The following is a 24,218-nucleotide window of genomic DNA, read 5'->3' on the forward strand; positions in this document are numbered from 1 at the left end:
TTAATTTAATTGCCTAGGCAATTATTGCCATTAAAATTGTTTTAGAAGCAATCCTTAGTGTTTCATTATGATAGAGGGTCTCAGTATACGAGTAAGCGATATCGTAAACTGTTAAAGCAGTTTGGTATGGGGGCCTTGTTGGAATAACGCTGTTGTGAAACGTGCTTTGGCAGTTTGAAAAATGATTGGTTGTTAAAAGTGGCTCAACCAACCTGTGACCACATACAAAAGAATGTTGCTGAATATATAAAGTAATACAATCTTGAAATGTTGCACTTAGCTAATAACGACCAGTCACCAGTAGAGTATGAAAATTTTTAAGAAAAGTGTCTGACTAGAGTTGACCAGAACAAGCGCTAAGAGGGGAAATGCTGCACACTTAGACATGAAATCGTAACAGTAGCGAGTTTAGAAACCGAGTGATAGTATAACAAAGATTAGCATTTCTTCAGTACACATTGTAGGTTAAATGATGCTGTGAAGTTTAATCGGGTTCTTGAAGCCCTCAGCTCATTGATAGAGGAAAAGGATGAATTTATCACCACAAGCCAACTCCAAAAAATCTATTTTCCTTGTTGAAGACGACTTAGCGTTATCCTGTTTAATCAGAGACTTTTTAGAGCGATATCAATTTAATGTGTCGGTGTTTTCTAATGGTGCGGAGGCTGCAAAGGAAATCTTACGCTGCCAACCTGACCTAGTTATCTTGGATATTATGCTTCCGGGGATGAATGGTTTGGATGTTTGCCGCCAGATCCGCAGTGAGTATCACGGTTTTATTATGATGCAAACTGCACTGGACGATGATATTGACCAAATGTTGGGCCTTGAGATAGGGGCTGATGACTACATAGTAAAACAAGTTCAACCTCGGTTACTCCTAACGAGAATTAATGCTTTACTTCGTCGTTCACAAAGAGCAAACCCATATCATCCTAATGACGAAGTTCATGCGGCTATAGAATGTGGCCCCTTAGTCATTAATTTGAGCAACCGCTCAGTCACATTAAATCGTCATTCAGTTGAACTCACGAGTGCAGAATTTGAACTATTGGTATTACTGGCTCGCTCAATAGGTAAGGTGGTGTCACGCGATGACATAATCCAGACAATTAGAGGATTTGAATATGATGGATTAGACCGCTCTATTGATCGGCGCGTGTCAAGATTAAGAAAGAAACTACATATGTACCACCCTGAAGAGATGATAAAAACTGTGAGAGGACTGGGGTATCAGTTATGCGTATATTAGAGGGTATGGCGTATGCTTAAATCGTTTGCAGGATTATGGTTGCTGGTGTTTGGTCCTCTATTCTTTCTTTTATATCCTAGCCAGTATAATCCGATAGTGCGATTTAATGAGCATATTGAAGGTCAGCGATTTATTCATATCTATCAAGGTACACTGAGGTTAATTGAGTCGCGATTAACGATTATTCCTGAATCTGAGAGGCAAAAAAGCATTGCTTCACTGGAGCAGAAATTTGGTTTTGATATTAGGCTTGTGCCTTTAACTAGTTTGTCTTTGAGTGATAAGCAAAAAGCACTTTTACAGCAAGGTGAAATACTATTCATTAATGCAGAGCCTGAAAGTCTTTTAAAAACAGTACCTCAAAGCGATCAAGTCTTACAGTTTTTTACTGATGTTTCAGCAGAAGAAAAAATCAGACGCGGCGCTCAAGGGTCTATATACCTTCTTCAACAAGCATTTGAAAATACACCTTCGCAGGACTGGCCGTCGCTTCTTGAGCAATTGTCGGTAACATTTTCTTTTGAGATGGAGATCATCGAACCTAACTTACTTAATCCCACATTGGATGAACAACAACAAATTGAGCAAGATGGTTTTTTCTGGCGAGAAGAGCCTTCAGGGGATCTATCATTTTATGCTCAGCTACCAGCAAAAAAAGGGTATTTGAACGCTAATTTGATACCAATGACTTCTGTGGATCTTTCAGTGGTACTGATATTGATAGTCGTGTTTGTACTGTTGATTTCTGTTTGTATGTTTTTATGGGTATACCCGTTATGGCGTGATCTTCGAAACCTGCTGGTTGCAGCATCGGAGTTTGGTAAAGGAAACCTACACAGTAGGGCGGAAGTATCAAAAATATCTGTTGTTGCTAGTTTAGGTAGTACATTTAATCAAATGGCGAAGAAAATAGAGCAGTTGCTTGAAGGCCAAAAAACACTCACTAATGCTATAGCGCATGACTTACGCACTCCGTTATATCGAATTAGATTTGCGTTTGAGATGCTCGATGACTCAACGTCAAAAGAGCAAAATAACCAGTATCGACAAACGATTCTTAACAGCATTGATGATGTTGAGCATTTGGTTAATCAAACACTACAGTTATCTCGGTACAGCAACAAAATACAATTAGCTAATTTTGCAAGTTATAACCTTTCTTCAATATTAGAGTGGGAATGCCACAATATTTTTCAGTTATATCCGACAATCCAACACACGTTAAATATCGAGCCTCAATGTCGAGATAAGCTCGCTTATGTTGATAAAACTGCTATGCAGCGTGCAGTTAGCAACCTAGTCATCAATGCATGCAAATATGCTCACTCTCAGGTTGAAGTCGCCCTTGTATATAACCTACAAGCGGAGCAATTTACAATTGAGGTAAGCGATGATGGGCCAGGTATAAATGAGGCTGATCTGGAACGCATTTTTATGCCTTTTGAGCAGCTTAACAGCACAAGAGCAGAGTCAAATAATGGTTATGGCTTAGGGCTTGCGATTGTGAGTCAAATAGCTAGGTGGCATGGCGGCACTATTACTGCTGGGCGTTCTGCTTTAGGTGGTGCACTATTTGTTTTTAACTTGCCATCTGAGCATAGATGCTCTGAGTGAGCTGTTAAGTAATGTGAGGTATAAAGAGGGGGCTGACGAATAAAACACTGTCCCAGTTTGTCACATTAAGCCTGTATTCTATTCGTTATACTGCTACTTGCTGGTTTTGATTTGTACATAGTATTAAACTTATCAAAACTCTTTTATACCAAGGAGCACAGTATGACAATTGAACGCAAGTTGGCTCGCTTATTTAGGCTCGATCACGATGGTTGGGGTAGGCATGCAAACCCTTTAAGTGTGTGGTCTCGATACAGCGTACAGCCTCTCTTTTTAGCTGCTATTTGGCTAAGAAATTACAGCATCACTTTGATGATAGTCGTTTTGATATTAGCTGTTGTTTGGACGTTTATTAATCCCATTATTTTCTCAAAACCTAAAGATGCGTCTAGCTGGGCAACGAAAGCTGTGCTTGGCGAACAGGTATACTTAAACCGTGATCGCAGCAGCTTGCCTGAGCATCATCAAATACGACTGTATCAGATTCTGAAAATAACGGCTTTAGTGGGTGTTTTCATAAGTTTGTGGGGTGCATATAGCTTTAATATTACTCACTGTATTTATGGGGTTTTAATAACTTATTTAGCTAAAAGCTGGTTTTTAGACCGCATGGTGTGGCTTTATACCAATTCGCTTAATTAAGTAGTCTATTTTGAGGCAATAAAACCTCGTTGATAACAAGGCAAAAAGTTCGTTATTTAGTTGTTCTAAATGAGAAATTTTTAACGCAGGTAGCGACAGGCTTTATCCCTCAAAATGATTAAGTATTATTGCGGATTGGTATCACCATGACAACGTTGAAAAAGCACCTGCGAACAAACCCTGACACGTTTTAACGAGCACTGTCACAAACTGTCTTATTTCGACACATAACGACCCGATATTTACTACGCCATTTGATTATCATGCAGACAATTTAATCAATACTGGTTCGTTTTGCCATGAAATGGAAGCGATGAGATTTATAGCTCATCGTAAGAAAATTTCTAGCGACTAATCACGAACTGGATAAACTGGCATTAAGAGGATGTTATGAAACTGAGTCGATTAGGTACACTAGCACTACCTGTTTTGTTTTTATTGGGAGGGTGTGATGAAAGTAGACTGTCTGAACCCGAGCAAGGTTATTGGGTATCCGAGCCTTATGGCTCTGCACTTCATATCGTGGCAGATGCTGTTATGCATTATGAGTTTACACCAGACTACTGTTTACTTTCTAAAATTGAAACCTTAAGTAAAAGCGAGTTTTTAAGCCGTTATCAGATAGCAGACAACGAACTATTCAGCCCAACATACCTAGGCTTGTCGGTGGATGATAATGACTTTGGCATTGAGTACGAATCATCATCAAAACTGCCTGAAATATGTCGCCATGATATTTTTGATTTAACATCAGGGATTGATAACAACTCCCCCGAAGTGACATTAGAGATGTTTCTGCAAACCTTTTCACAATACCATTATAGCTTTGAATCTGTGGGGGTGGATTGGACCGAGGTAGCCCAACAAGCTAGGTGGGCTGTATCAGAGCAAACCTCAAGAGCAGAGTTATTCGAAATAATGTCTGAGGCAATTAAGCCGTTGCAAAATGGACATGCTTTTATCTCAGACGGCGATAAAGTGGCCGTTTATCGCCAGTCAGAAAAGCCTATATTATATGAGCGCTTACGAAACGAATTTCTTACTAAAAATGATTTAACGCCGCCGTTAACTATATCTCAAAATAGTGCCTTAGCAGAGTACATCAAAGAGAGTGAAGACCTCATTCAGGCTGCTATTTTAAGTAATTTATCCTCAGATACTTTATCATTTGCAGCTAATGACCACATTATTTGGGGGACACACGAAAAGTTAGGTTATCTGTTTATTGATAGCTTTAACGACTATACCGAAGAGAATAAGCACCCTGAAGCACTTGCTTTACTGCATAGCACAATGAAGCAAGTTATCGCTGATTTCGAATCAACAGATGGTGTGATTATTGATTTAAGATTTAACGGTGGCGGCTATACTTATTTGGCAAAGGCACTCGCTGAGTATTTCATTGCCAGCCCACAAACGGGCTACATTAAAAGTACTCGTTACGGAAATCAGTTTACCCCTGAGCAGTTTGTAACACTCACACCCGCAGCACACAATTATGGTAAACCCGTTGTAGTGCTGATAAGTAACACAACGGCTTCTGCTGCTGAGCTTGCAACTGTGATGCTTAGTACATCAGAAAAAGTGACATTAATAGGAGAGGCAACGCAAGGAATGTTATCGGGTAGTTTAATTAAATCACTACCGAATGGTTTTGTCTTTGGGTTGTCTAATCTGAAACAATTATCAAACCAGCGCGTGTTATACGAGCAAACAGGTATCCCACCGATGATTCAAACGTCATTTTTTAACCTGCAAGATCGCGTAAGTGGCACAGATAAAGGTTTTGACGCAGCTGTAGAATGGCTTCTCTCTCAAGACTAGCGCTTATTATTAGAATACATTGAGTCGTTTCTCAATGTATTCTGGTTTACTGAAATGAGTAAACAGGTATACAACTCGTTTTTGTACAAAGACGTGTTGCTATCTCTACGAGCGAAGCGAGCGCCTTGAGAGATTTTGTTAGAGTTTGTGGCGTAAATGATACTCATATTTGTCCTCTCCAATCTTTACGAAGCCCAGAGAAAGGTATAAATTTAAAGCACGATTTTGTTTTAATACATTAATCTCTAATACTTTACACGTTGAGTGCTTGATAAACCAAGATAAGATAGCTTGTCCATACCCTTTGTTTTGTTGTTTAGGCATGATCTGAAGTTGATGAATTTTGCCTATACACCCATCTCTTCGTATTTTAGCATCCCTATTTTTACATCGCCGAAAAGTACAAAATACATACACTCAAAGTTCTCTTTTACCAATTCTAAATGATCGGCGATAGATAGGCTTACATTTGCTTTATCGAAATGTTCACTCATGGTGTTTATTCTAAGTTCCAATAAAAAAGGAATATCGTCTTCTTTGACTTTGATAAAAGTGAAATCCATTTAAACCTCGAAAAATCTAACAGTCCCGCTTGAACAGCTTATTATGTGCCGAGTACACACCTCATTTGCACAGAGTCCAAAACAACGCCATTTTGAGTTGTAAATTTACTAATGCCGTACTTTTTAAAACCATTACGCATATAAAAATTAACAGCATTTAAAGAAGCATCAAGATCTAAATATTGTAAGCCTGCTTTTTGAGCTTCGCTAAATATAAAGTTCAGCATTTCTTGCCCAATGCCTTTACCTATATATGTAGGTAAAACAAATATAGAATTTAACTTTAGGTTTTTAATATTCAGTTCAGCAAAGCATACTACTTTTCCATTACTGATTTTTACGAATTGATCATTACCTTTATTTGCGCTTTCGATAAAACGCTCAGCCCAAGGTTGACCAATCCAATCTAAAACTTGTGATGTTTCATAGTTTCTAATGCAAAGTGCTTTGGCTGACTCTCTGAATACTAAGTCCATTTCTTCATAGTCTGATTTTTCTGCTTTTCGAATCATTACTTAACTTTCCTTAAGGGACCTAACACCCAAGTAAGGGGTGAACAACGCTACCACCTTACCTAAAGCATTGTGCCATAAACACTAAATTTGAAGAAGCAGCAAAAATGCTAAGCGTTGTGAATCCCTCTTGAGCAGTTTGTTATGTGGATGCTCCCACCAACACCAAAACGGTAATTGCACCAAACAGTATCCATGATAGGTGTTTTCCTTTTGATCCCAATAGGGCCGTCAGAAAGTGCACACCAAATGTAATAGCGATTATTTGGCCAACCAGTTGTTTACCAAACTCTGGCTGCACTAGAGCCACAACAATGCCAGCTAGCCCCAACCAGGCAACTGAGGTTAAGTGCCATGCAAATCTCAACGTACGTTTAGTAAAATCATCGCTTCCCAAGATCTTTGGCAAGTTGTCACGCTTAAACAACCTAGAAAGGATAAAGCGTTCTCCGAGGTAAGAATGAGCAATAGATACAACCATTAGCAAGAAAGCTGCGAGATATAAAAGACTTTCCATTTTCTCCTCCATCCACATAACATTTTAGTATTTATGCAACACGCTGTTTGAGTTGCATAATCGCTTGTTGGACTGAGCCGCTACCAGCTCGGTGTGTCAGAGTTGGTGTTGTTTATGCTATGGCTTTACTTATAAAAAATAGGCTTTTTGGAGACTCTCACTTTCCTCGCTAATTTAATCAGCTTAGCTAGTGTTAAGTAAGCTTTCCCTGCATTGCTCAGCGTTTATTATGTATTCATTACACCTAAATTTTCATTAATAAGCAATTATATTTTTACGTACACGGAGGCCGCTAGTCCGAGCAATTAAGCGGGTTAACTAACTGATTTTAAGCAGCTACCTAGCTGCTCAACCGTTATGCTTTGAGTAAATCCCGTACTACGCTCAAATTCGACTCCAAAGCATTTTCTTTGAATGATTTTGGGAAGTCCACTTGGCGAAAAAAGGCAAAACTAAGCCATTATCTCTTTCACCTAGAAAGTCGTAGATAAATCCTAGATTATTGTCCTTCAAAATTTTGTCTAACGCCCTGTTAACAGGCAAAAAGTTGTTGGCTAAAATAGTGACGAAGGAACAAAAGCCAACAATTTTTTGTCCTCGTTTAACAGCTTGTTAGCTGCAATTATGGCCAGGCACATATTGCCAAGTAGGCGAACTAAACCAATTACCAGGATCAATTTCACTTTCTGGTTGAAGCCAATGTACACCATCCTCTAGCGCATCCTCTTGAAGAGAATATTTACCTGAAAGTAAATCAGATGTGAATTTTTCAATATAATTTTCTACTGAGTCAGCAAGTTTGAGAGCTACATTATGCTCATAGTCTATTAAAATTACTTGCCCATAAGTACCATTAATGTCGGGGTCGAGATCTACGCATATTAAACAGGAACCCGAATCATCACCAATAGGAACCCTTAACTTTCCGAAGCTATAACCTGCTTTGATACCATCATCTGAATAGTTTAAATTAGTTTTATCATTAGGTAGTTCAAATTTGGTAATTTGACTAATTGTTTGCTCTATTGAAATGAATGGCATGCCGTACACTAAATTAGCAAACATATCTGGATTTATTCCATTATACGTTTGATATAAAGTCCAAAGGCTTTCAGGTAAGTTTTTACCTACTAAAATCTCCAGTTCATTAATTTTATCTGTCGATGCAGGTTCTTGAAGCGCCTCTACAATTTTAGGTGCATGATTCGATAGCCATTCCGTTGCTTTTTCTAACATATATACTCTCCAGTTGAAACCAAATCTATTGCAGCTAACAATTTAATAGTGCGCAAATTGCGCAAATTTCTACCACACAACTGCCCATCCTTATGATTACTACATTTTTATCAAATTAACTAACCTTTTACTAGCTAACAAAATATTTTTAGTTTGGTAAAGTGGTCTTACGATAAACATGCGCAAATTGCTCATTTTCCTGAATATAGGGGAAAGTTGTAAATTCTGAATATAAAAACCATATCAAAAGAAAATATTCAATGTTTGCTGTTTGCTGTTTGCTTAAAGCCACCTTTAAATCAATTACGTTAACTCATTTTGGAACAGAAATGAGTTACTTCTTAATAACTGTTGCAGGCACCAAAAATCTGTTTAGCTTCCATAAAAAGCATCTTACTTCCTTATCAAACAACTAAGCTCGGTAAATAATCGCTGATGCAGTAACTCTAGAACATCGGCCGAAGAAAATCCTTGGTACTTCTAAGGTTGATCTAGATCAAGGAAATTTCATTCGCTGCAATCTATATTACGCGGCTGCAATTTCGTTGCGTCCGAAATCCATAATGTGGATTTTAATGGCAATACTCATTATCGTGCTTAAAGGTGTGTCATGGCATTACTCATCAATAACAAATGTATTAACTGTGATATGTGCGATCCTGAGTGTCCGAATGAGGCTATTTATATGGGCGCGAAGATTTATCAAATCGATCCTAATAAATGCACGGAGTGTGTTGGCCATTACGATAATCCGACTTGCGTGAGTGTTTGCCCAATCGATTGCATTAAACCTGATCCAAATCATCGAGAATCACTTGATGAACTTGCTGATAAGTACGTCAAACTCACTTCTCAAGCGTCTTAGTATTGTACACTCATTCTTTTTAATGATTTTAAAGTAGCAGCTTGCGCTAATTGTTCTACAATTCTAGGTACAACAATACGTTATTATTAATTAAGGTGTGTTATGTGGTTTGGTAAGTCTTTAGAAGCTGAAATTGCAGCATTAAAAGCAGAGCTCTACCCGCTTAAAGATCTAACAGCAGGCATTGATGAAGAAATGCTGGTTCTTAGGCTCAATGCTGATGGGGTTATGGCTTATATTAACCAAAACTTTTTAGATGAATTAGGCTACTCTCTTGAGCAGCTAATTAACTCTCCTTTTGAAAACATAATTACACCTCAATCTAAAAGTAGTGATCAATTTATAGCGCTAAAACGTGCAATTGATCGTCAAGAGCATGGCGTCGGTCATCTACAAATAGCTCGATTCGATGGCAAGCTCGAATGGTTACGTTTAATTGCTCATCCAGTTCATACCGCAGAAGGGGAGCTGGACTATTTTGCGATTTACGGCACGGTGCTAACTGATGCAATTGCCAGTTCCCGTGAACAACGGGATGTTATTAATGCTATCTACCGTTCAATGGCCGTTATTGAGTTTGATCTAAATGGTAATGTACTCAATGCGAATCAGCCTTTCTTAGCAGCCATGGGTTATAAAAAAGACGATATTGTAGGTAAACATCACAGTATGTTTTGTGAGCCCGAGGTCGCTAACTCCGCAGAATATGAAGCATTTTGGCAGCGCCTAAGACGGGGGGAATTTATTGCTGAGCGTTTCAAGCGCGTTGACCGTTATGGTAATGACGTATGGCTTGAAGCGTCTTATAACCCTATTACGAATGATTTTGGTGAGTTGTATAAAGTAATGAAGTTTGCCACTGTCATTACTGATCAAGTGAACCGTGAGCATGCTATTTCTCAAGCCGCAGAAATTGCTTATGGCACCTCAACAGAAACAGACAAGCTCGCCAAACAAGGTGCACACGTTTTACAAAGCACTATGGCTGTGATGGATGAGCTTGCGCAGCAAATGGAGCAGGCAGCACAGGAAATCGCAGCGCTTGATGAGCAATCACAACAAATAGCCAATATTGTGCAAAGCATTAGTAGTATTGCTGAGCAAACCAATTTATTGGCGTTAAACGCCGCGATTGAAGCTGCTCGTGCCGGAGAGCAAGGGCGTGGTTTTGCTGTTGTGGCTGATGAAGTAAGGCAATTGGCGTCTCGTACGTCTAAAGCAACAGAAGAAATTGTTGATGTCGTAAAAGACAATCAGTCTCTTACGCAAAATACCGTGCGAGTGATAGAGCAAGGTAAAGTTAAAGCTGAGCAGGGGCAAGTATTAGCCAATGAATCAGGAAAAGTCATGGAAGATATTCAGCAAGGAGCGCAGGAAGTTGTCGATGCCGTTGGGCAGTTTGCTAATCAACTAACAAGTTAAATATGCGTATTTTTCTTTTTTATATTCAAATTGTTAAGTTAATTCTTATTTCGTCTTAAGAATTTTCCTATTATCGCAAAAATAAGGATTTTACTGTAACGAATACGTTAAAGTAAGCATGCATATACTATTTTGCTATGTGCATGCCTATACATCAGACCAAGGTGTATTTTATCTTACCTTAACGTGAAGAGTCCTATGTTTTTTAGTCAATCATTAAAGAATAAAGTTACTGAATTAGACGATGAGTTGTTTACTGTTTCACAAGTAAAAAATACGCTCGACAGTAAAATGCTTACTTTAGAATTAGATAAAAATGCACATATCTTGTCACTGAATGAACAAGCAACCGTTGAGCTAGGTTATGAAAAAAATCAACTGATAGGCAAATCACTTCTTAGTTTAGTGCCTGAACTGGCAAGAACGACACGCCATTACCACAACTTTAAAAAAGCGCTTGATGATAAAGAGGCATGGGTAGGTGCTGTACAGCTTGTAAATGCCCATAATGAACAAGCGTGGTTGCGGGTTATTTTGCATCCGGTTATTAATAGGCAGCAGCAGTTCCAGCAGTTTACTTTGCATGCCAGTGCACTTACCCGAACCATAGAAACATCAAGAGAAAACCAAGATTTAGTAAAAGCGATTCATCGCTCAATGGCGGTGATTGAGTTTGATTTATCTGGCCATGTAATTACTGCCAATGAGCAGTTTTTACAAGGCGTTGGCTACAAAAAACAAGAAATAGTGGGAAAACACCACAGTATTTTTTGCGAACCCGAGGAGGCAAACTCAGCAGACTACGCCGACTTTTGGAAAAAGCTTCAAAAGGGCGAGTTTATTGCGTCGCGCTTTAAACGCGTTAATAAATATGGTGAACCTGTCTGGCTTGAAGCAAGCTACAATCCTGTTTTTTGTGAGCAGGGGGAGCTTTATAAAATCGTAAAATTTGCAACAGTGATTACAGAGCTAATTAATCGTGAAATAGCTGTATCTCAAGCTGCTGAAATTGCATATAACACCTCGACAGAAACTGACCAAATCGCTCATCAAGGCGCTGAGGTATTAGGTGATATGGTGAATGTAATGGACGAACTTGCAAAAAAAATGGAGCAAGCAGCAACGGAAATAGCAGCACTTGATAAGCAATCTCAGCATATAGCTAATATTGTACAGAGCATCAGCAGTATCGCAGATCAAACTAATTTACTTGCTCTAAATGCGGCAATTGAAGCTGCAAGGGCCGGTGAGCAAGGCAGAGGCTTTGCGGTTGTTGCCGACGAAGTAAGGCAGCTAGCTTCACGCACTTCGAAAGCGACGGTTGAAATTGTTGATGTTGTACAGCAAAACAGGGCACTGACGCAAAATACGGTAGAGGTGATAGAGCAAGGAAAAAGTAAAGCTGAGCAGGGCTACAGCCTTGCGACTGAATCCGGAAAAGTGATGAGTGACATTCAAAACGGCGCGCAAAAAGTAGTGGATGCGGTTGGTCAGTTCGCTGACCAACTTAAATAGTGTTACCTGTGCTTGTATTGGGTTTTGCAATAACCACGTAGAATATCAGGGTGGCGAAGTTTTATATGCTTACTTTGCCTCCCAGATACGCGTTTTCGCCAAAGTTTAAAACTTGAGTTTGTTAATTGCTCACGCATTAACGTGATAACGCTTTTTTCATTTAAGCCAAACTGTTGGTTTATTGCTTCAAACGGAGTTCTGTCTTCCCACGCCATCTCTATAATACGAGATATTTCATGATCTAAGTGCTGCATTTCGGCTCCTTTTTGTAGCTTATACGTAGCTGCAGCGGATTTAGATTATAAGATATCTTGTTGCCAGTGCTCTGCTAAAAAGTCGATGAACGCCCTCACTACATTTTGCTGGAAGTTACGTGATAAATACACCGCCCATAAGTGAGAGCCAATTGTTATGTGCTCTGGCAGTACTTTAACAAGTTCTCCCGATGCTAAATAGTCATTAGCTAAGTCACAAGGCAAGTGAGCAACCCCCATCCCTTGTTTTGCTGCTTTTAAAAGTACGCCCATATCGTTGGCAACAATGTTGCCCTTAACAGTCACTTTTTGTGTGTTATCGTCACGTTGAAATTGCCAAATAGTGTGTTTGTTATGAATAAGGCAATTGTGTGCAGTTAAGTCACTCGGCTCATGAATCGGTGGGTTCGCAGCTAAATAATCGTGTGATGCACACACTGCAGTTGCGATATACATGAGCTTGCGGGCAATAAGACCTTCATCGGGCTGGTGGATATAACGCAAAGCAATATCAACGCGGTCATCAACCAACTGCGATAAACTATCTGAAAGTAACAGTTCAAATCGCGTCTGTGGATGGCGCTTGGTAAACTCTTTAATGGCATCAAACAGCTTATGTTGGCCAAGTCCAATGGGAGAGGCAACGCGAATAGTCCCCACCAATTCGTTGTTATGGCTATGCGCTCGGCTTTGTAAGTCAGACACTTGATTTAGTATTTGCTGGCAATAGCTAAGGGCTTCTTCGCCTTGAACAGTTAAACTTACTTTTCGTGTTGTGCGATGAAATAACCTTAAACTTAGCCACTTTTCAATATCTTGAATATGCCTAGAAACTTGTAACCGGCTCAAGCCTAAATGTTCAGCGGCCTGAGTAAAGCTGCCTGTACGGGCAACTTCGACAAAGCTAGTAATTGAATTGAGTTTGTCCATTGGTATCTTAAAGTGAAACAATGTGTATCTATATAGTGTATTTATCAGTAATTAGTGAACAAGTAAACTGCAATCATTGAAACAAACAACGGAGAATTCCCCATGAAATTAGCAGTTATTGGCGCAACAGGTTGGATTGGCAGTCACATTACATCAGAAGCAATCACACGTGGTCATCAAGTAAATGTACTAGTAAGAGATGCAAGTAAAGTAACGCAAGATAACGTTACTGTGACTGAATTTGATTTAACAAAAGATGATATCGCAAGCGCAGCAGCGGGTAGCGATGTTGTTATTGCTGCAATTGGTGGTCGTGCTTTAGGTAACCATGAAATTGTTGCAAACACAGCAAAGCAATTACTAAACGCGCTTGCAGGTACTGGCACACGCATTTTATGGGTGGGCGGTGCAGGAAGCTTAGAAGTGGCACCCGGTGTAACACTGGTATCAAGCCCAGACTTTCCTGCTGAATACAAAGCAGAAGCCATTGCTCAAGGTGAAGCGCTTGATGTATTTAGAGTATCAACAACAGATACGCCGTGGACCTTTGTTTCACCCGCTGCGGTTATCTACCCTGGTGAGTCAGAAGGCCCATACCGTGTCGGTGGCGACAGCTTCTTTACTGATGCAAACGGCGAAAGCAAAATATCAGTCACCGACTATGCAAAAGCGATGCTTGATGAAGCACAGTCGGCAGCACATTTAAATCAACGTATTAGTATTGCTTACTAATAACGAGCCTTTCTTCAGGCTCATAAAATGGTATTCTTGAGTGATGTGTTAAGTTACCTATTTAATTTATGAGCCTGTTATTTTCTGTTGCACTTGCAACCATACCTGCCTTACCTGAGCCCGTTGCTAACAACGCTGTTGCCAAAGTTGTTATTGATGAACACGCCTACTTTTTAAGCTTTATGGGCCTGAGCTCAGGCAAAGCACATACCGATGTTCACAATAAAGTGTGGGTCCTTAAAGTGGGCGATAATGCGTGGCAAGCAGCTAAAGCGGTGCCAAGTACATTGCCTCTTACTGGTCGCCTAGCGAGTACCGCAGTGGGTGTTGGTCAACATGCTTATGTATTTGGTGGCTATACCGTTAGTGCCGACCATCAAGAAATCTCTACACCTGATGTATATCGCTATGATGTGCGCTCTGATTCATATACGCAGCTTGCCAATATGCCAGTGCCGGTGGATGACAGTGTGGCGCTTTCATATAAGCAGCGTTATATCTACTTAGTCAGTGGTTGGCATAACGATGGCAATGTTAACCTTGTTCAAGTTTATGATACGCAAACAGATACTTGGCAACAGGCTTCGCCCTTTTTAGGCCAACCGGTGTTTGGTCAAGCGGCGGCAATTAGTGGCAACACTATTTTAGTGTGTGATGGCGTTAAAACACAGGCGAATGCAGATAAGCGTCGTTCATTTGCTGCGGTTGCACAGTGTTTAAAAGGCACAATTGATGCTAATAACCCATTAAAAATAGATTGGCGTACCGTGCCACATCCAACAGGTGTTGCCCATTACCGTATGGCAGCAACCAGTTTCAATGGCGATATTTATATGATGGGCGGCTCTGATAACCCATATAACTACAATGGTATGGGATACGATGGTAAACCCGCGCCAGCGAGTGATCATGTTTGGCGCTTTGATGTTAATAAAAACACGTGGCAAGTGATGCCAAAAGCCGATACTGCGAGCATGGATCATCGAGGTTTATTAGAGCACCAAGGAAGCTTGTATCGTCTTGGTGGTATGGACAATAATCAACAAGTGACAGCCGATGCACTTGGTTACAAGGTAAAGTTATCTCTATGAATACACTCTATATTACTGGTGCGGGTGTGAGTGCCGCTAGCGGTATACCGACCTTTCGTGGTGAAGATGGCTTTTGGACCATTGGTAGCAAAAATTATACGCCAATGGAAATGGCAACCCGTGCTATGTACGAAAACAACCCTCGCGAATTTTTAGCTTGGTATTATCATCGTTTTGCAACCTATCGCCATCACGGCCCTAATGAGGTACATCATTGGTTGAGTGATAAAAATCTCATTACGCAAAATATCGATGGTCTTGATGGCAAAGCAGGTAATACTGATTTTATTGCTATTCATGGTCGCTTAGATCAAATGACACTGTTTCATCATCAAGGTGACGATGTGATGGCTTTTAACGCGCCGTGGGATAAAGTTAATGAAGACAATCTCCACAACTCCTTGCTTGAGGTGTTCAATATTAATAATGAAAGCCCGATGATTAACGAATCGTTTAAGCCTTACGTGTTGTTATTTGACGAATACTACACTGAGCTTTATCGTATTTCAGAGGCGCAACAGCGTATGCTCGATGCTGATAAAATCGTCTTTATCGGCACCTCGTTTAGCGTCAATATTACGCAAATGGCACTCGACATTGCACGTAGTCGAGGCACACCAATAGAAGTGGTTGACCCCGATCCTACTCATGTATTTCATTCTAATGTAACCTACCACAAGATGACTGCGCTTGAGTATGTTCAGCAGCAAGGGTAAAAAATAAGGCGCTTATATTAAGCGCCTTATTTAATTAATTTTCAGCTTTTGTTGCTGTGATGTTTAACCGTGCTTGTAAGGGGTCGGGTAAAAACTCTGCAGTCCCTGATTTGCTCATTTGCAGTATAAAAGATTCATCAGTTTTATATGCTTGCCAAGTCGGTAACCCTGGGCCATTTGGTGTGCCTAATTTAATAAAGTTAGTCACATAACGGTGCATTATTTTAGCGGCTTGCTTATCTTGCTCTGTGGTGACATGCCCATATTTCGCTGCCACAGTATTAAAAAAGTACGGAATTTCGCTGGCGTGTTCTGCACCAGGTTTATCTAAGGTTTGCGCCACATAACCAAAACGATACAAAAAGGCATCTTTACCCATATCTGTCACACGTTTTGCAACGAACCTTGCTGGTTCTTGCATTAAAGTATCTTGACCAACTTGGTAATTGAGTAAAGGCAATGGCATTTGGTCATCTGCATCGTAAGTCATTTTTGCTTGTGTACTGTGCGGAGCAAAACTTGCGAATAGCGCCTCTTTTGAAGCAAAATTAGCAAAGCCTAAATCCATGTCTGTTGTGCCAACCATGGTCGCAACATGGCTAAATGTGCCTTTACTTAAGCGCGCTTCAGTGGCCGAATTGATGATTGTGCCATCTATAATTGGCCCGCCAACGTAGGTAGGCTCATCATCATTTTGTCGGTTTAATGTGCTCAGGTTGAGGTTATCAACCACGTCTTCGGCAGATAATTCACGTAGTGCAGCAAGGGCATTTTCATCACTGCCTAAAATGGTGTGTTGCTTGGCAAAGTTTTCGCCAATTTTTTCGGCGCTTAATACAGTGTCGTCATCACTTTTAAGTGGCAATTGCTTAAATAGCTCTCGTCCGCCTGCCGACATAATAATCGCTTGTTGGAATAAGCCATTAGCAGCAGGGGTTTGCATCATCGCATGCACCGATGCGCCACCAGCCGATTCACCCATGAGTGTCACTTTAGAAGCATCACCACCAAATTGAGCGATATTTTGTTTCACCCACTCAAGGGCAGCAATTTGATCCATTAATGCGTAGTTGCCTAGTGCATCATTCTCAAAACGAGTAAGAGCAGGGTGTGCAAAAAAGCCAAATCGGCCTAATCGGTAATTAAAGCTAACAAAAATAACGCCTTGTTTAGCAAAGCTTTCACCCGAGTAAACAGCGGGAGATGCGCCACCATTTACAAAGCCACCACCGTGTATCCAAACCACAACAGGGTAGGGAGTATCGCTGTGTTTCGTGGGTTTAAATACATTTAAATAAAGGCAGTCTTCCGAAGGGGTTGTTGTAAGCGGCGCAGCATCGCCTGTAAATGGCTTTTGCATACAGTCAGGGGCGTAATCGTTAAGTACTTTTACATCTTGCCACTTGGGCACAGGTTGCGGTGCTCGCCAGCGTAAATCACCTACAGGGGGAGCGGCGTAAGGAATGCCTTTATAAGTTATTACGCGACCTTGTTGCTGTCCTTGGATTAATCCACCATTGACTTTGATATTGTTACTTTTTGGTTGCTCTTGGCAGCCTTGTAAAAAAATAGCTGAGCTTAGTAAAACAGAAGCACACAGAATAGAGTTAAAAAAACGAGATGTCATCACATAGCCTAGGTAGAACTGGTTAGGCTTATAATATTAACATATTCATACAGTAACAACGAGAAAACCAGTACAGCACCAAGGGGAGTCTGTACTGGTTTAGTATTTGGCTAAACTACGCGGTGCGTTGTTCATTAAAAAGACTAAGTTAGTCTTTTATCACTTGGGCAGAAGTGAGCCAAATTTAGCTAACGCTTAAAAGCGTGTACGAATACCTAATGTAATACGACGCTCAAAGATATTTTGAGTGATCACATTGTCTGACCACTGGGCGTATATATCTTCTTTTTCTTCGGTTAAATTGCTGATCGACGTATAAATGCTCGTGTCTTCTGCAAATTCATAACCAGCATACATGTCATAATACAGTGTACTTTTAGTCCAAAACGGCACCACGCCTTCGCCCATAGCGGAGCTTAAGCTATCGAGACGGTCACTACGATAGTTCGCAGCTAAGCGAAGTTGTAATGGCCCTTTTTCATACCATAAAACAGCATTAGCTGATTTTTCAGAGTTGTCTTGGATTGGTAGACTTTTACCGTAAACATCGACGTTAGCGCTGTCACTCGGGGCATAGGTAAAGTTTAGAGATGTACCTAAACCATCAAAAGGTTCTGGCAAGAAGTCGAATGCTTGTTGATAGGTAACCTCAAAGCCTTTGATTTCACCACCTTCACCATTAATTTCGGTCGTTACAGGTACTTCGCGACGAATTACGCCGTCAATGTCTGGCAGACCCAGCATTACAGTGCCACTTTCGACAAATGATTCTATATCCATTAAGAAAGCAGAAATACTTAATAAGCCACTTTCATTAAAATACCACTCGGCAGATAAGTTATAGTTAGTTGCACGCCAAGGCTCTAAGTCTGGATTACCATTTTGCGTGCCTTGTACCGCAACGAGTAGATCTGGGCTCACACCAAGTTCAGCTGCGAGGATATCACCTGCACGAGTACGACCAACACTGATGCCGCCTGCAAGTTTACCAATGTCTAGCGTTGTCATTGTTTTGCCGTAACCAGCACGTAGAATGAAATCTTCAGTGAGGTTTAAATTAAAGTTCATTGATGGTAAGAAGTCTGAATAATCACGACTTAACCATTTTTCACCTGTTTTTTCACTCGCGGTACATAATGAACATGGACGTGCTGAACCGAGTTGGTTTTGTAACATGTCGAGTTCTGTTTTGATGTATTGCGCACCAATATTTGCGGTGTAACTCATATCAGCCAACTCACCTGCAAAATTAAATTTAAAGTAAGCTGATTGGGTTTGCTCTTTTACTTTGTAAGTGCGTGATGGGTTAGCCAGTCGTTTATTGCCTGGGTAAATAGCATTTTGAAATGCCATAGGGTCATCCATTACTTTCGGATCGATAAGATAAAACCCTTGTCCTACACCACCTGGTCCAAAGTCATTTATTTGGTTTACCCAGCCGTCTGGTAAATCACTAAAATAGTTGGGATGACCAATAGTTAAATCACCACCCGCAACGCTGTTTTCACCATCGCCATTGGTATCGCCTAAAGAGGCCCCAGAGTCTTTCCACATGACATCAGCGGTAATATCACCAGATGTAAATGGTGCCACTAAAATATACGTTTCGCGCTCTACATCGCGTTTTGATGTCCGTAATCCAAAATCGACGTTAGTGAGGTGGTCTGTTGAAAACTCATAACGGCCATCAAGTCTAGCAACATCAAGCGTTGCTTCTTCTTCGAAGTTATTTTCTGAGTAAGTTGATACTAGGTTATATTGATTGATATCGCTGCCAAAGCCTTCCTCAAAACCTAGGGTGATGTACTCGCCAGTACGAGAGAAATCAACCATGACAGGATCTGGGCCAACACCATTTGGGTTAACCGGTGTTGCGCCTGTGCCGTCGTTTCTAAGTAAGCCATGTTGTGCGCCAGAGGTTAAATAACCATGCGCTACATTTTCGGTATGACCGCGCTCGGCACTACCATGTATGTATCTGAACTCACCTGAAAGAGGGCCATCTCCTTGGTATTCAAAGAGTAAGCTTGCGTTAGTTGATTCACGATCATTGGTTAAGCTTTCTGAGTAAGCACTGACACGTCGTGCTTCTAATGTGGCGTCGTTAACAGTGTAAATTTGTCCACCACGGTCGTTGTCGAGGCGTGGTATAAAGTTATCTGAATAAGCCCAAATCTCGCCGCGCGCATTATCGACCATCATCCCTTGTTTGCGATCCGCATCATCCATGTCGGTATAGAATATATCACCGGTAAAAGTCAGTGAATCAGACAACTGATATTGCACAGTGGTGTTTAAGCCGAGGCGATCTCGCTCAGTTTCACGATGCATTACGCCATAAAAACGTTGACTGTAGTAACTGTCGTTTAAGTCTCCATCACCATTGAAATCTCGAGAAGTTTCATTTTGAATCTCGTTGGAGGTTAAAATCGTGCCATTACGGTAGTTAGCAAGTGTACTTTCATCATAAGCGGCAGTGAAAATAATACCAAATTTGTCATTGTTATAGCCCGCAAATGCCACTAATTTAGGATCGGTTTCTTCTGATAAGCTGCCGCGTGTCGCTTCGCCTGTAAATGAAAAAGTCGTGCCTTGTTCTAAGTCGAATGGGCGGCGAGTTTTTAGATCTAACGTGCCTGAAATACCACCTGCGAGAATATCGGCTTGGGGAGACTTGAGTACATCAATACCCGATAAAAGCGCAGCAGGTACGTCAGTGAAGTCAGGTTGAAGTGTTGTAATTGAGCCTGCACTTAAAAATTGTTCGCCATTTAACAGCGTTGTCACTTGCGGCATACCACGAACATTAATCGTTGAGCCTTCGCCTGCTGAGCGACGAATTTGAATACCGGGTATACGTTGTAGAGTATCTGCAATGGTCACATCGGGTAATTTACCAATATCTTCTGCGGTGATTGAATCCATCACACCAGTACTAAAGCGTTTGTTATTAATATCTTGCTTGTTACTGGCTGCAATACCACGTACCTCGATGGTTTCTATTTCATCGTTTGTCAAATCACTTTGCTGCGCGGCTACTGTATTTAGGCCACTTAGCCCACAAATGACCGCTGCCACAGCCTTAGCCGTTATGCTTGGCGAGAGTGTATGTTGGTGACGGGTTTTAGTTTTCATTTTAAACGTTCCTCATCCTGTATTTTTAAAGTTAATTATTATCTTCTGTTAATTTGTAACATGTATTGACTATCAATGTGTTATTAATTAACATTAGATTTAACAGAATTGCAATACCCATTACATTAAATAAGTCACATTTTTTGTATGGTTTTTAATGAAAAGTAATTAACCAGCTGATTTATATAAAGAGTTTTTGAATGAAAAAATTAAGCGTTGCAAACTTGGAAACCGTAAGCCGAGCCAATAAAGGACTCGGTAATGTTCAGCAGCTTCACAAATCAGGGTGGAACATTGCACAGCAAGATGTCAGTTTGCCATGTTTGTGTCTGTATGAATCACGCCTATTGAATAACATTAGCTGGATGGCTGACTTTACCAACCAAAGCCATGTGTTATTTGCTCCGCATGGTAAAACAACCATGACACCTGCCATCTTTAAAAAACAATTAGCGGCTGGAGCATATGCAATTACTGTGGCAACCACAGCTCAAGCTGTGGCAGCAGTAACGAGTGGCGCTGAGCGAGTTTTGATGGCTAATCAATTGGTTGGTCGGGCAAACTATCAACAGCTTGATGACTTACTCAGTAGCAATGAAATTGTATTTTATTGCTTGGTCGATAACCTTGATAACGTACGTATGCTTGGTGAGTATTTTGCTAATACTCAGCACACTATTCATGTACTGATTGAGCTTGGTGTTGCTGATGGCCGCTGTGGTGTGGTTAACAGTCAGTTATTGGCAGAGTTGATCGCAGAAATAGCAAAATTCGATTCATTAGCTCTAGCGGGTATAGAGGTTTATGAAGGTGTGCTGGGCGATCCCCTTGCCGTGAGTCAATTTCTTGAGTATGCGGTTGCGACCTGCAAACAGCTTATTGCCGATAATGCGTTTGATACTAAGCAAGTGATGATCACCGCTGGTGGGTCGGCATACTACGATTTAGTGTGTGAGGCATTTCATCCTGATAATTTAACCGAGAATATGATAGCCGTGTTGCGACCTGGTTGTTACGTCACTCACGATCAGGGAATTTATGAGCAAGCCCAACAGCAAATTTTAGCGCGCAATGAATTGGCATGCTCTTTAGGAAGTGAGCTGACATCTTGCTTAGAAATTTGGGCATATGTGCAGTCAATGCCAGAGGCGGGAAGGGCTATAATCGGCTTTGGTAAACGAGATGCAGCGTTTGATGCAGGGTTTCCAATCCCAACACTACATGTTGATCAGCAAGGGCAGATAAGCGCGGCAAATAGCAATTGGAAAATAGAAAAAATGATGGACCAGCATGCCATGATGAAAGTACCAAATGATACCACACTTCGGGTTGGTGACATGGTAGCCTTTGCTACCTCTCATCCGTGCTTAACATTCGATAAGTGGCGCTACATCAACGTAATAGATGATAACTACAATGTGGTTGATGTCGTCGAGACTTATTTTTAGGAGAAAGACGTTTGGATATAGTTTCAAGAATAAAAGAGCGCTTGGGTCATCTACGCCAATCAGAACAAGCTGTTGCTCAGTTAATTTTAGCTGATTTGCAATTTGCAGCCTCGGCAAGCATTAGTGATTTGGCTGACAAAGCAAACGTGAGTCATGCATCAATTACACGGCTAGCGAAAGCGCTCGGTTGTAATAATGTCCGTGATATGAAGTTGCAGTTAGCGCAATCTTTAGCGGTTGGTGAGCGTTTTATCACTGAAAATAACACTCAGCGTGAAGATATACCGGCAATTTATCAGGCCATTCATGACATTTTGGATGTCAATGCAGGGCTAATTAATCAAACTGATGTAGAGCAAGCTGCTCATTACATTGCAAATAGTCGCCATAGTTTAATTTTTGGTGTGGGTGGAGGAAGCTCAGTGGTTGCGCAAGAGTGCCACAACCGATTATTCAGACTTGATATTTTAAGCAATGCTTACAGTGACCCTGTAATGATGCGCATGACTGCAGCAAGTGTCGATGTGAGTGATGTTGTGGTGGTTTTATCACTAACAGGCTATACCAAAGACTTAATTGATGCAGCGAATATCGCGAAAGATTATGGGGCAAAAGTGATTGCGATTTGCCCAGAGAGTGAACTTGCTAACACTGCCACTATTCATTTACCAATAAAAACAAATGAATCTGACTATATTTTCACACCAAGTACAGCGCGTTATGCCATGTTAGCCGCAGTCGATGTGCTAGCAAGTGAAGTGGCAATTTTAACGCAGAAAAAATCACGCGAAAAACTACGTCGGATTAAACACGAGTTAGATGAATATCGCCAAGGACCTGATCGCGCCCCATTAGGAGATTAATAATGCACAGCAAAGACTCACAGCCTGTGGATACATTGATTCTAGGGGCGAAGGTATTTGATGGCCAAGGTAATGAAGCCTCAGTCACTGATGTAGCGATAAGCGATGATCGCATTATGGCAATTGGTAAGCTCAACGAATTGCCTGCTAAACAAGTTATAGATGCAAAAGGGTTATGTTTAGCGCCTGGTTTTATTGATGTACATACCCATGATGACTTGGAAGTACTGCGTAATCCTAATATGGCAGCGAAGATCAGCCAAGGTGTCACAACGGTCATTACTGGAAATTGTGGGATCAGTGCAGCCCCTGCTGTGGTAAGTGAAGCAGCCCCAGATCCGATGAATTTATTGGGGGCACTCAGTGAATTTAAATTTGCCACCATGGCTGAGTATATTCACGCTTTGCAAGCAAGACCTGCAAATGTGAATGTAGCGGCTTTAGTGGGCCATACCACATTGCGTAATAATGTCATGGATGATCTTTTGCGAGGTGCAAATGACGCAGAGATTAAGCATATGTGTAAAGAGCTTGATGCTGCTCTTGCAGCTGGCGCGATTGGCTTGAGTACGGGGCTTGCTTATAAAAATGCGAATCAGGCCCCCAGTGATGAAGTTCAAGCCTTTGGCCCTGTTTTAAAAGCCCATGACGCTATCTATACAACTCATTTGCGTACTGAGTTTGACGCTGTCATCGAGGCGATGGATGAAGCGTTTGCGATGGAGCAAGCTTTTGATATAAAAGTTATTATTTCACATTTGAAATGCGCTGGTAAAAATAACTGGGGACGTGCGCCAGAGCTGATTAATCGGTTTTCAAGACAAGGTTCGCATTCTCGTTGCAGTTGCGATGCTTATCCTTATGCAGCCAGTTCAAGCACTTTGGACTTAAAACAAGTGACCAGCGACTTCGAAATTTTTATAACGTGGTCAGATCCTCATCCCGAAATGGCGGAGCGTTCGCTGCAAGATATTGCAGATACATGGCAGTTGTCGTTACTTGAAAGTGCTAAGAAGCTGCAACCGGCTGGTGCTGTTTATCATGGGCTTGATGAGCAAGATGTGGCAATGATTCTAGCCTTTGAAAAAACCATGATTGGCTCCGATGGTCTGCCGTGTGATCCTCATCCGCATCCTCGTTTGTGGGGATCGTTTCCTCGTGTATTAGGTAAGTACGCACGTGATGAGGGCATTTTCTCACTCACAACAGCAATACATAAGATGACAGGACTCAGCGCTCGTAATTACGGTTTAACTGACCGTGGTGAGATTAGCGTAGGAAAGTTTGCTGATTTGGTGCTTTTTGACAGCGATGCCATTTGCGATAACGCCACATTTATTGACTCTGAATTACCAGCATCAGGTATTCACAGAGTGTGGACCAATGGTCAACCAACCTTTATTGATGACCAAGTAGTGCCTGCATATTCGGGCAAGTTTTTAACTTCAACTGGAGAGTAA

General features: G+C 41.1%; 21 protein-coding genes and 3 pseudogenes. 15 read left to right on the forward strand and 9 right to left on the reverse strand.

Annotated elements, in window-relative coordinates:
• Nucleotides 1–48: 48 nt before the first annotated feature.
• From LY624_RS21380 to LY624_RS20435, 5 genes and pseudogenes are all read left to right on the forward strand, one after another.
• Nucleotides 49–321 (forward strand): annotated as a pseudogene (locus tag LY624_RS21380) (integrase core domain-containing protein); the annotation flags it as partial.
• Between the two features lie 208 nt (nt 322–529).
• Nucleotides 530–1,252 carry a response regulator transcription factor gene (locus LY624_RS20420; RefSeq protein WP_341804522.1) on the forward strand — a complete coding sequence of 241 codons (723 nt, stop codon included), beginning with the start codon at nt 530–532 and terminating at the stop codon, nt 1,250–1,252.
• Between the two features lie 12 nt (nt 1,253–1,264).
• Nucleotides 1,265–2,866 (forward strand): ATP-binding protein, encoded by a 1,602-nt coding sequence (locus tag LY624_RS20425; RefSeq protein ID WP_341804523.1) that lies wholly within the window; start codon nt 1,265–1,267, stop codon nt 2,864–2,866.
• A 162-nt stretch (nt 2,867–3,028) separates the two neighbouring features.
• Nucleotides 3,029–3,508: a DUF6653 family protein gene (locus LY624_RS20430; protein ID WP_341804524.1), complete on the forward strand. Its 480-nt coding sequence runs from the start codon at nt 3,029–3,031 to the stop codon at nt 3,506–3,508.
• A 390-nt stretch (nt 3,509–3,898) separates the two neighbouring features.
• Nucleotides 3,899–5,332, forward strand: a complete 1,434-nt coding sequence (locus tag LY624_RS20435) for a S41 family peptidase (RefSeq protein ID WP_341804525.1) — start codon at nt 3,899–3,901, stop codon at nt 5,330–5,332.
• A 138-nt stretch (nt 5,333–5,470) separates the two neighbouring features.
• Here LY624_RS20435 and LY624_RS21385 read toward each other — a convergent pair whose 3' ends face one another.
• The 5 genes from LY624_RS21385 to LY624_RS20455 form a co-directional block, all read right to left on the reverse strand.
• The gene (locus LY624_RS21385) at nt 5,471–5,656 is read right to left on the reverse strand and encodes a GNAT family N-acetyltransferase (RefSeq protein ID WP_445936749.1); all 186 of its coding nucleotides are present in this window, start codon (nt 5,654–5,656) and stop codon (nt 5,471–5,473) included.
• A gap of 23 nt (nt 5,657–5,679) precedes the next feature.
• Entirely contained in the window at nt 5,680–5,826 is a 147-nt protein-coding gene (locus tag LY624_RS20440) for a hypothetical protein (RefSeq protein ID WP_341804526.1), read from the reverse strand.
• A gap of 110 nt (nt 5,827–5,936) precedes the next feature.
• Nucleotides 5,937–6,407: a GNAT family N-acetyltransferase gene (locus LY624_RS20445; RefSeq protein WP_341804527.1), complete on the reverse strand. Its 471-nt coding sequence runs from the start codon at nt 6,405–6,407 to the stop codon at nt 5,937–5,939.
• Between the two features lie 142 nt (nt 6,408–6,549).
• Complete coding sequence (locus LY624_RS20450) at nt 6,550–6,924, reverse strand: hypothetical protein (RefSeq protein ID WP_341804528.1); 375 nt, start codon at nt 6,922–6,924, stop codon at nt 6,550–6,552.
• 612 nt (nt 6,925–7,536) lie between these two features.
• The gene (locus LY624_RS20455) at nt 7,537–8,160 is read right to left on the reverse strand and encodes an SMI1/KNR4 family protein (RefSeq protein ID WP_052698263.1); all 624 of its coding nucleotides are present in this window, start codon (nt 8,158–8,160) and stop codon (nt 7,537–7,539) included.
• 610 nt (nt 8,161–8,770) lie between these two features.
• Between LY624_RS20455 and LY624_RS20460 the strand changes: the two genes are divergently transcribed.
• The 4 genes and pseudogenes from LY624_RS20460 to LY624_RS21395 form a co-directional block, all read left to right on the forward strand.
• Nucleotides 8,771–9,025 (forward strand): YfhL family 4Fe-4S dicluster ferredoxin, encoded by a 255-nt coding sequence (locus tag LY624_RS20460; RefSeq protein WP_237119197.1) that lies wholly within the window; start codon nt 8,771–8,773, stop codon nt 9,023–9,025.
• Between the two features lie 102 nt (nt 9,026–9,127).
• Nucleotides 9,128–10,447: a methyl-accepting chemotaxis protein gene (locus LY624_RS20465; RefSeq protein WP_341804529.1), complete on the forward strand. Its 1,320-nt coding sequence runs from the start codon at nt 9,128–9,130 to the stop codon at nt 10,445–10,447.
• Between the two features lie 291 nt (nt 10,448–10,738).
• Nucleotides 10,739–11,371 (forward strand): annotated as a pseudogene (locus tag LY624_RS21390) (PAS domain S-box protein); the annotation flags it as partial.
• A 162-nt stretch (nt 11,372–11,533) separates the two neighbouring features.
• Nucleotides 11,534–11,962: pseudogene (locus tag LY624_RS21395) on the forward strand (methyl-accepting chemotaxis protein); the annotation flags it as partial.
• 2 nt (nt 11,963–11,964) lie between these two features.
• On the opposite strand, the gene LY624_RS20475 reads toward LY624_RS21395, so the two are convergent.
• Both LY624_RS20475 and LY624_RS20480 read right to left on the reverse strand, forming a co-directional pair.
• Nucleotides 11,965–12,216, reverse strand: a complete 252-nt coding sequence (locus LY624_RS20475) for a TIGR03643 family protein (RefSeq protein WP_130151843.1) — start codon at nt 12,214–12,216, stop codon at nt 11,965–11,967.
• 45 nt (nt 12,217–12,261) lie between these two features.
• Complete coding sequence (locus LY624_RS20480; protein WP_341804532.1) at nt 12,262–13,146, reverse strand: LysR family transcriptional regulator; 885 nt, start codon at nt 13,144–13,146, stop codon at nt 12,262–12,264.
• Nucleotides 13,147–13,248: 102 nt separating this feature from the next.
• On the opposite strand from LY624_RS20480, the gene LY624_RS20485 reads away from it, so the two are divergent.
• From LY624_RS20485 to LY624_RS20495, 3 genes are all read left to right on the forward strand, one after another.
• On the forward strand, nt 13,249–13,878 hold the full coding sequence (locus tag LY624_RS20485; protein ID WP_341804533.1) for an NAD(P)-dependent oxidoreductase: 630 nt from the start codon (nt 13,249–13,251) through the stop codon (nt 13,876–13,878).
• Nucleotides 13,879–13,946: 68 nt separating this feature from the next.
• A complete protein-coding gene (locus LY624_RS20490) occupies nt 13,947–14,969 on the forward strand; it encodes a Kelch repeat-containing protein (protein ID WP_130151840.1) in 1,023 nt (340 codons plus the stop codon).
• On the forward strand, nt 14,966–15,685 hold the full coding sequence (locus LY624_RS20495) for an SIR2 family NAD-dependent protein deacylase (RefSeq protein WP_237119191.1): 720 nt from the start codon (nt 14,966–14,968) through the stop codon (nt 15,683–15,685). Before LY624_RS20490 ends, LY624_RS20495 begins: the two co-directional genes overlap by 4 nt.
• 34 nt (nt 15,686–15,719) lie before the next feature.
• On the opposite strand, the gene LY624_RS20500 is transcribed toward LY624_RS20495, so the two are convergent.
• Complete coding sequence (locus LY624_RS20500; protein WP_341804534.1) at nt 15,720–17,312, reverse strand: carboxylesterase/lipase family protein; 1,593 nt, start codon at nt 17,310–17,312, stop codon at nt 15,720–15,722.
• Between the two features lie 195 nt (nt 17,313–17,507).
• Nucleotides 17,508–20,447 carry a TonB-dependent receptor gene (locus tag LY624_RS20505; protein WP_341804535.1) on the reverse strand — a complete coding sequence of 980 codons (2,940 nt, stop codon included), beginning with the start codon at nt 20,445–20,447 and terminating at the stop codon, nt 17,508–17,510.
• Between the two features lie 200 nt (nt 20,448–20,647).
• Between LY624_RS20505 and LY624_RS20510 the strand changes: the two genes are divergently transcribed.
• Genes LY624_RS20510 through LY624_RS20520 form a run of 3 tightly spaced genes read left to right on the forward strand, consistent with a single transcriptional unit; the run spans nt 20,648 to nt 24,218 of the window.
• Complete coding sequence (locus LY624_RS20510; RefSeq protein WP_130151836.1) at nt 20,648–21,895, forward strand: amino acid deaminase; 1,248 nt, start codon at nt 20,648–20,650, stop codon at nt 21,893–21,895.
• An 11-nt stretch (nt 21,896–21,906) separates the two neighbouring features.
• A complete protein-coding gene (locus tag LY624_RS20515) occupies nt 21,907–22,758 on the forward strand; it encodes a MurR/RpiR family transcriptional regulator (protein WP_341804536.1) in 852 nt (283 codons plus the stop codon).
• A 2-nt stretch (nt 22,759–22,760) separates the two neighbouring features.
• On the forward strand, nt 22,761–24,218 hold the full coding sequence (locus LY624_RS20520; RefSeq protein ID WP_341804537.1) for an N-acyl-D-amino-acid deacylase family protein: 1,458 nt from the start codon (nt 22,761–22,763) through the stop codon (nt 24,216–24,218).

The sequence above is a fragment of the Pseudoalteromonas sp. N1230-9 genome, from assembly GCF_032716425.1.
Classification (GTDB): Bacteria; Pseudomonadota; Gammaproteobacteria; order Enterobacterales; family Alteromonadaceae; genus Pseudoalteromonas.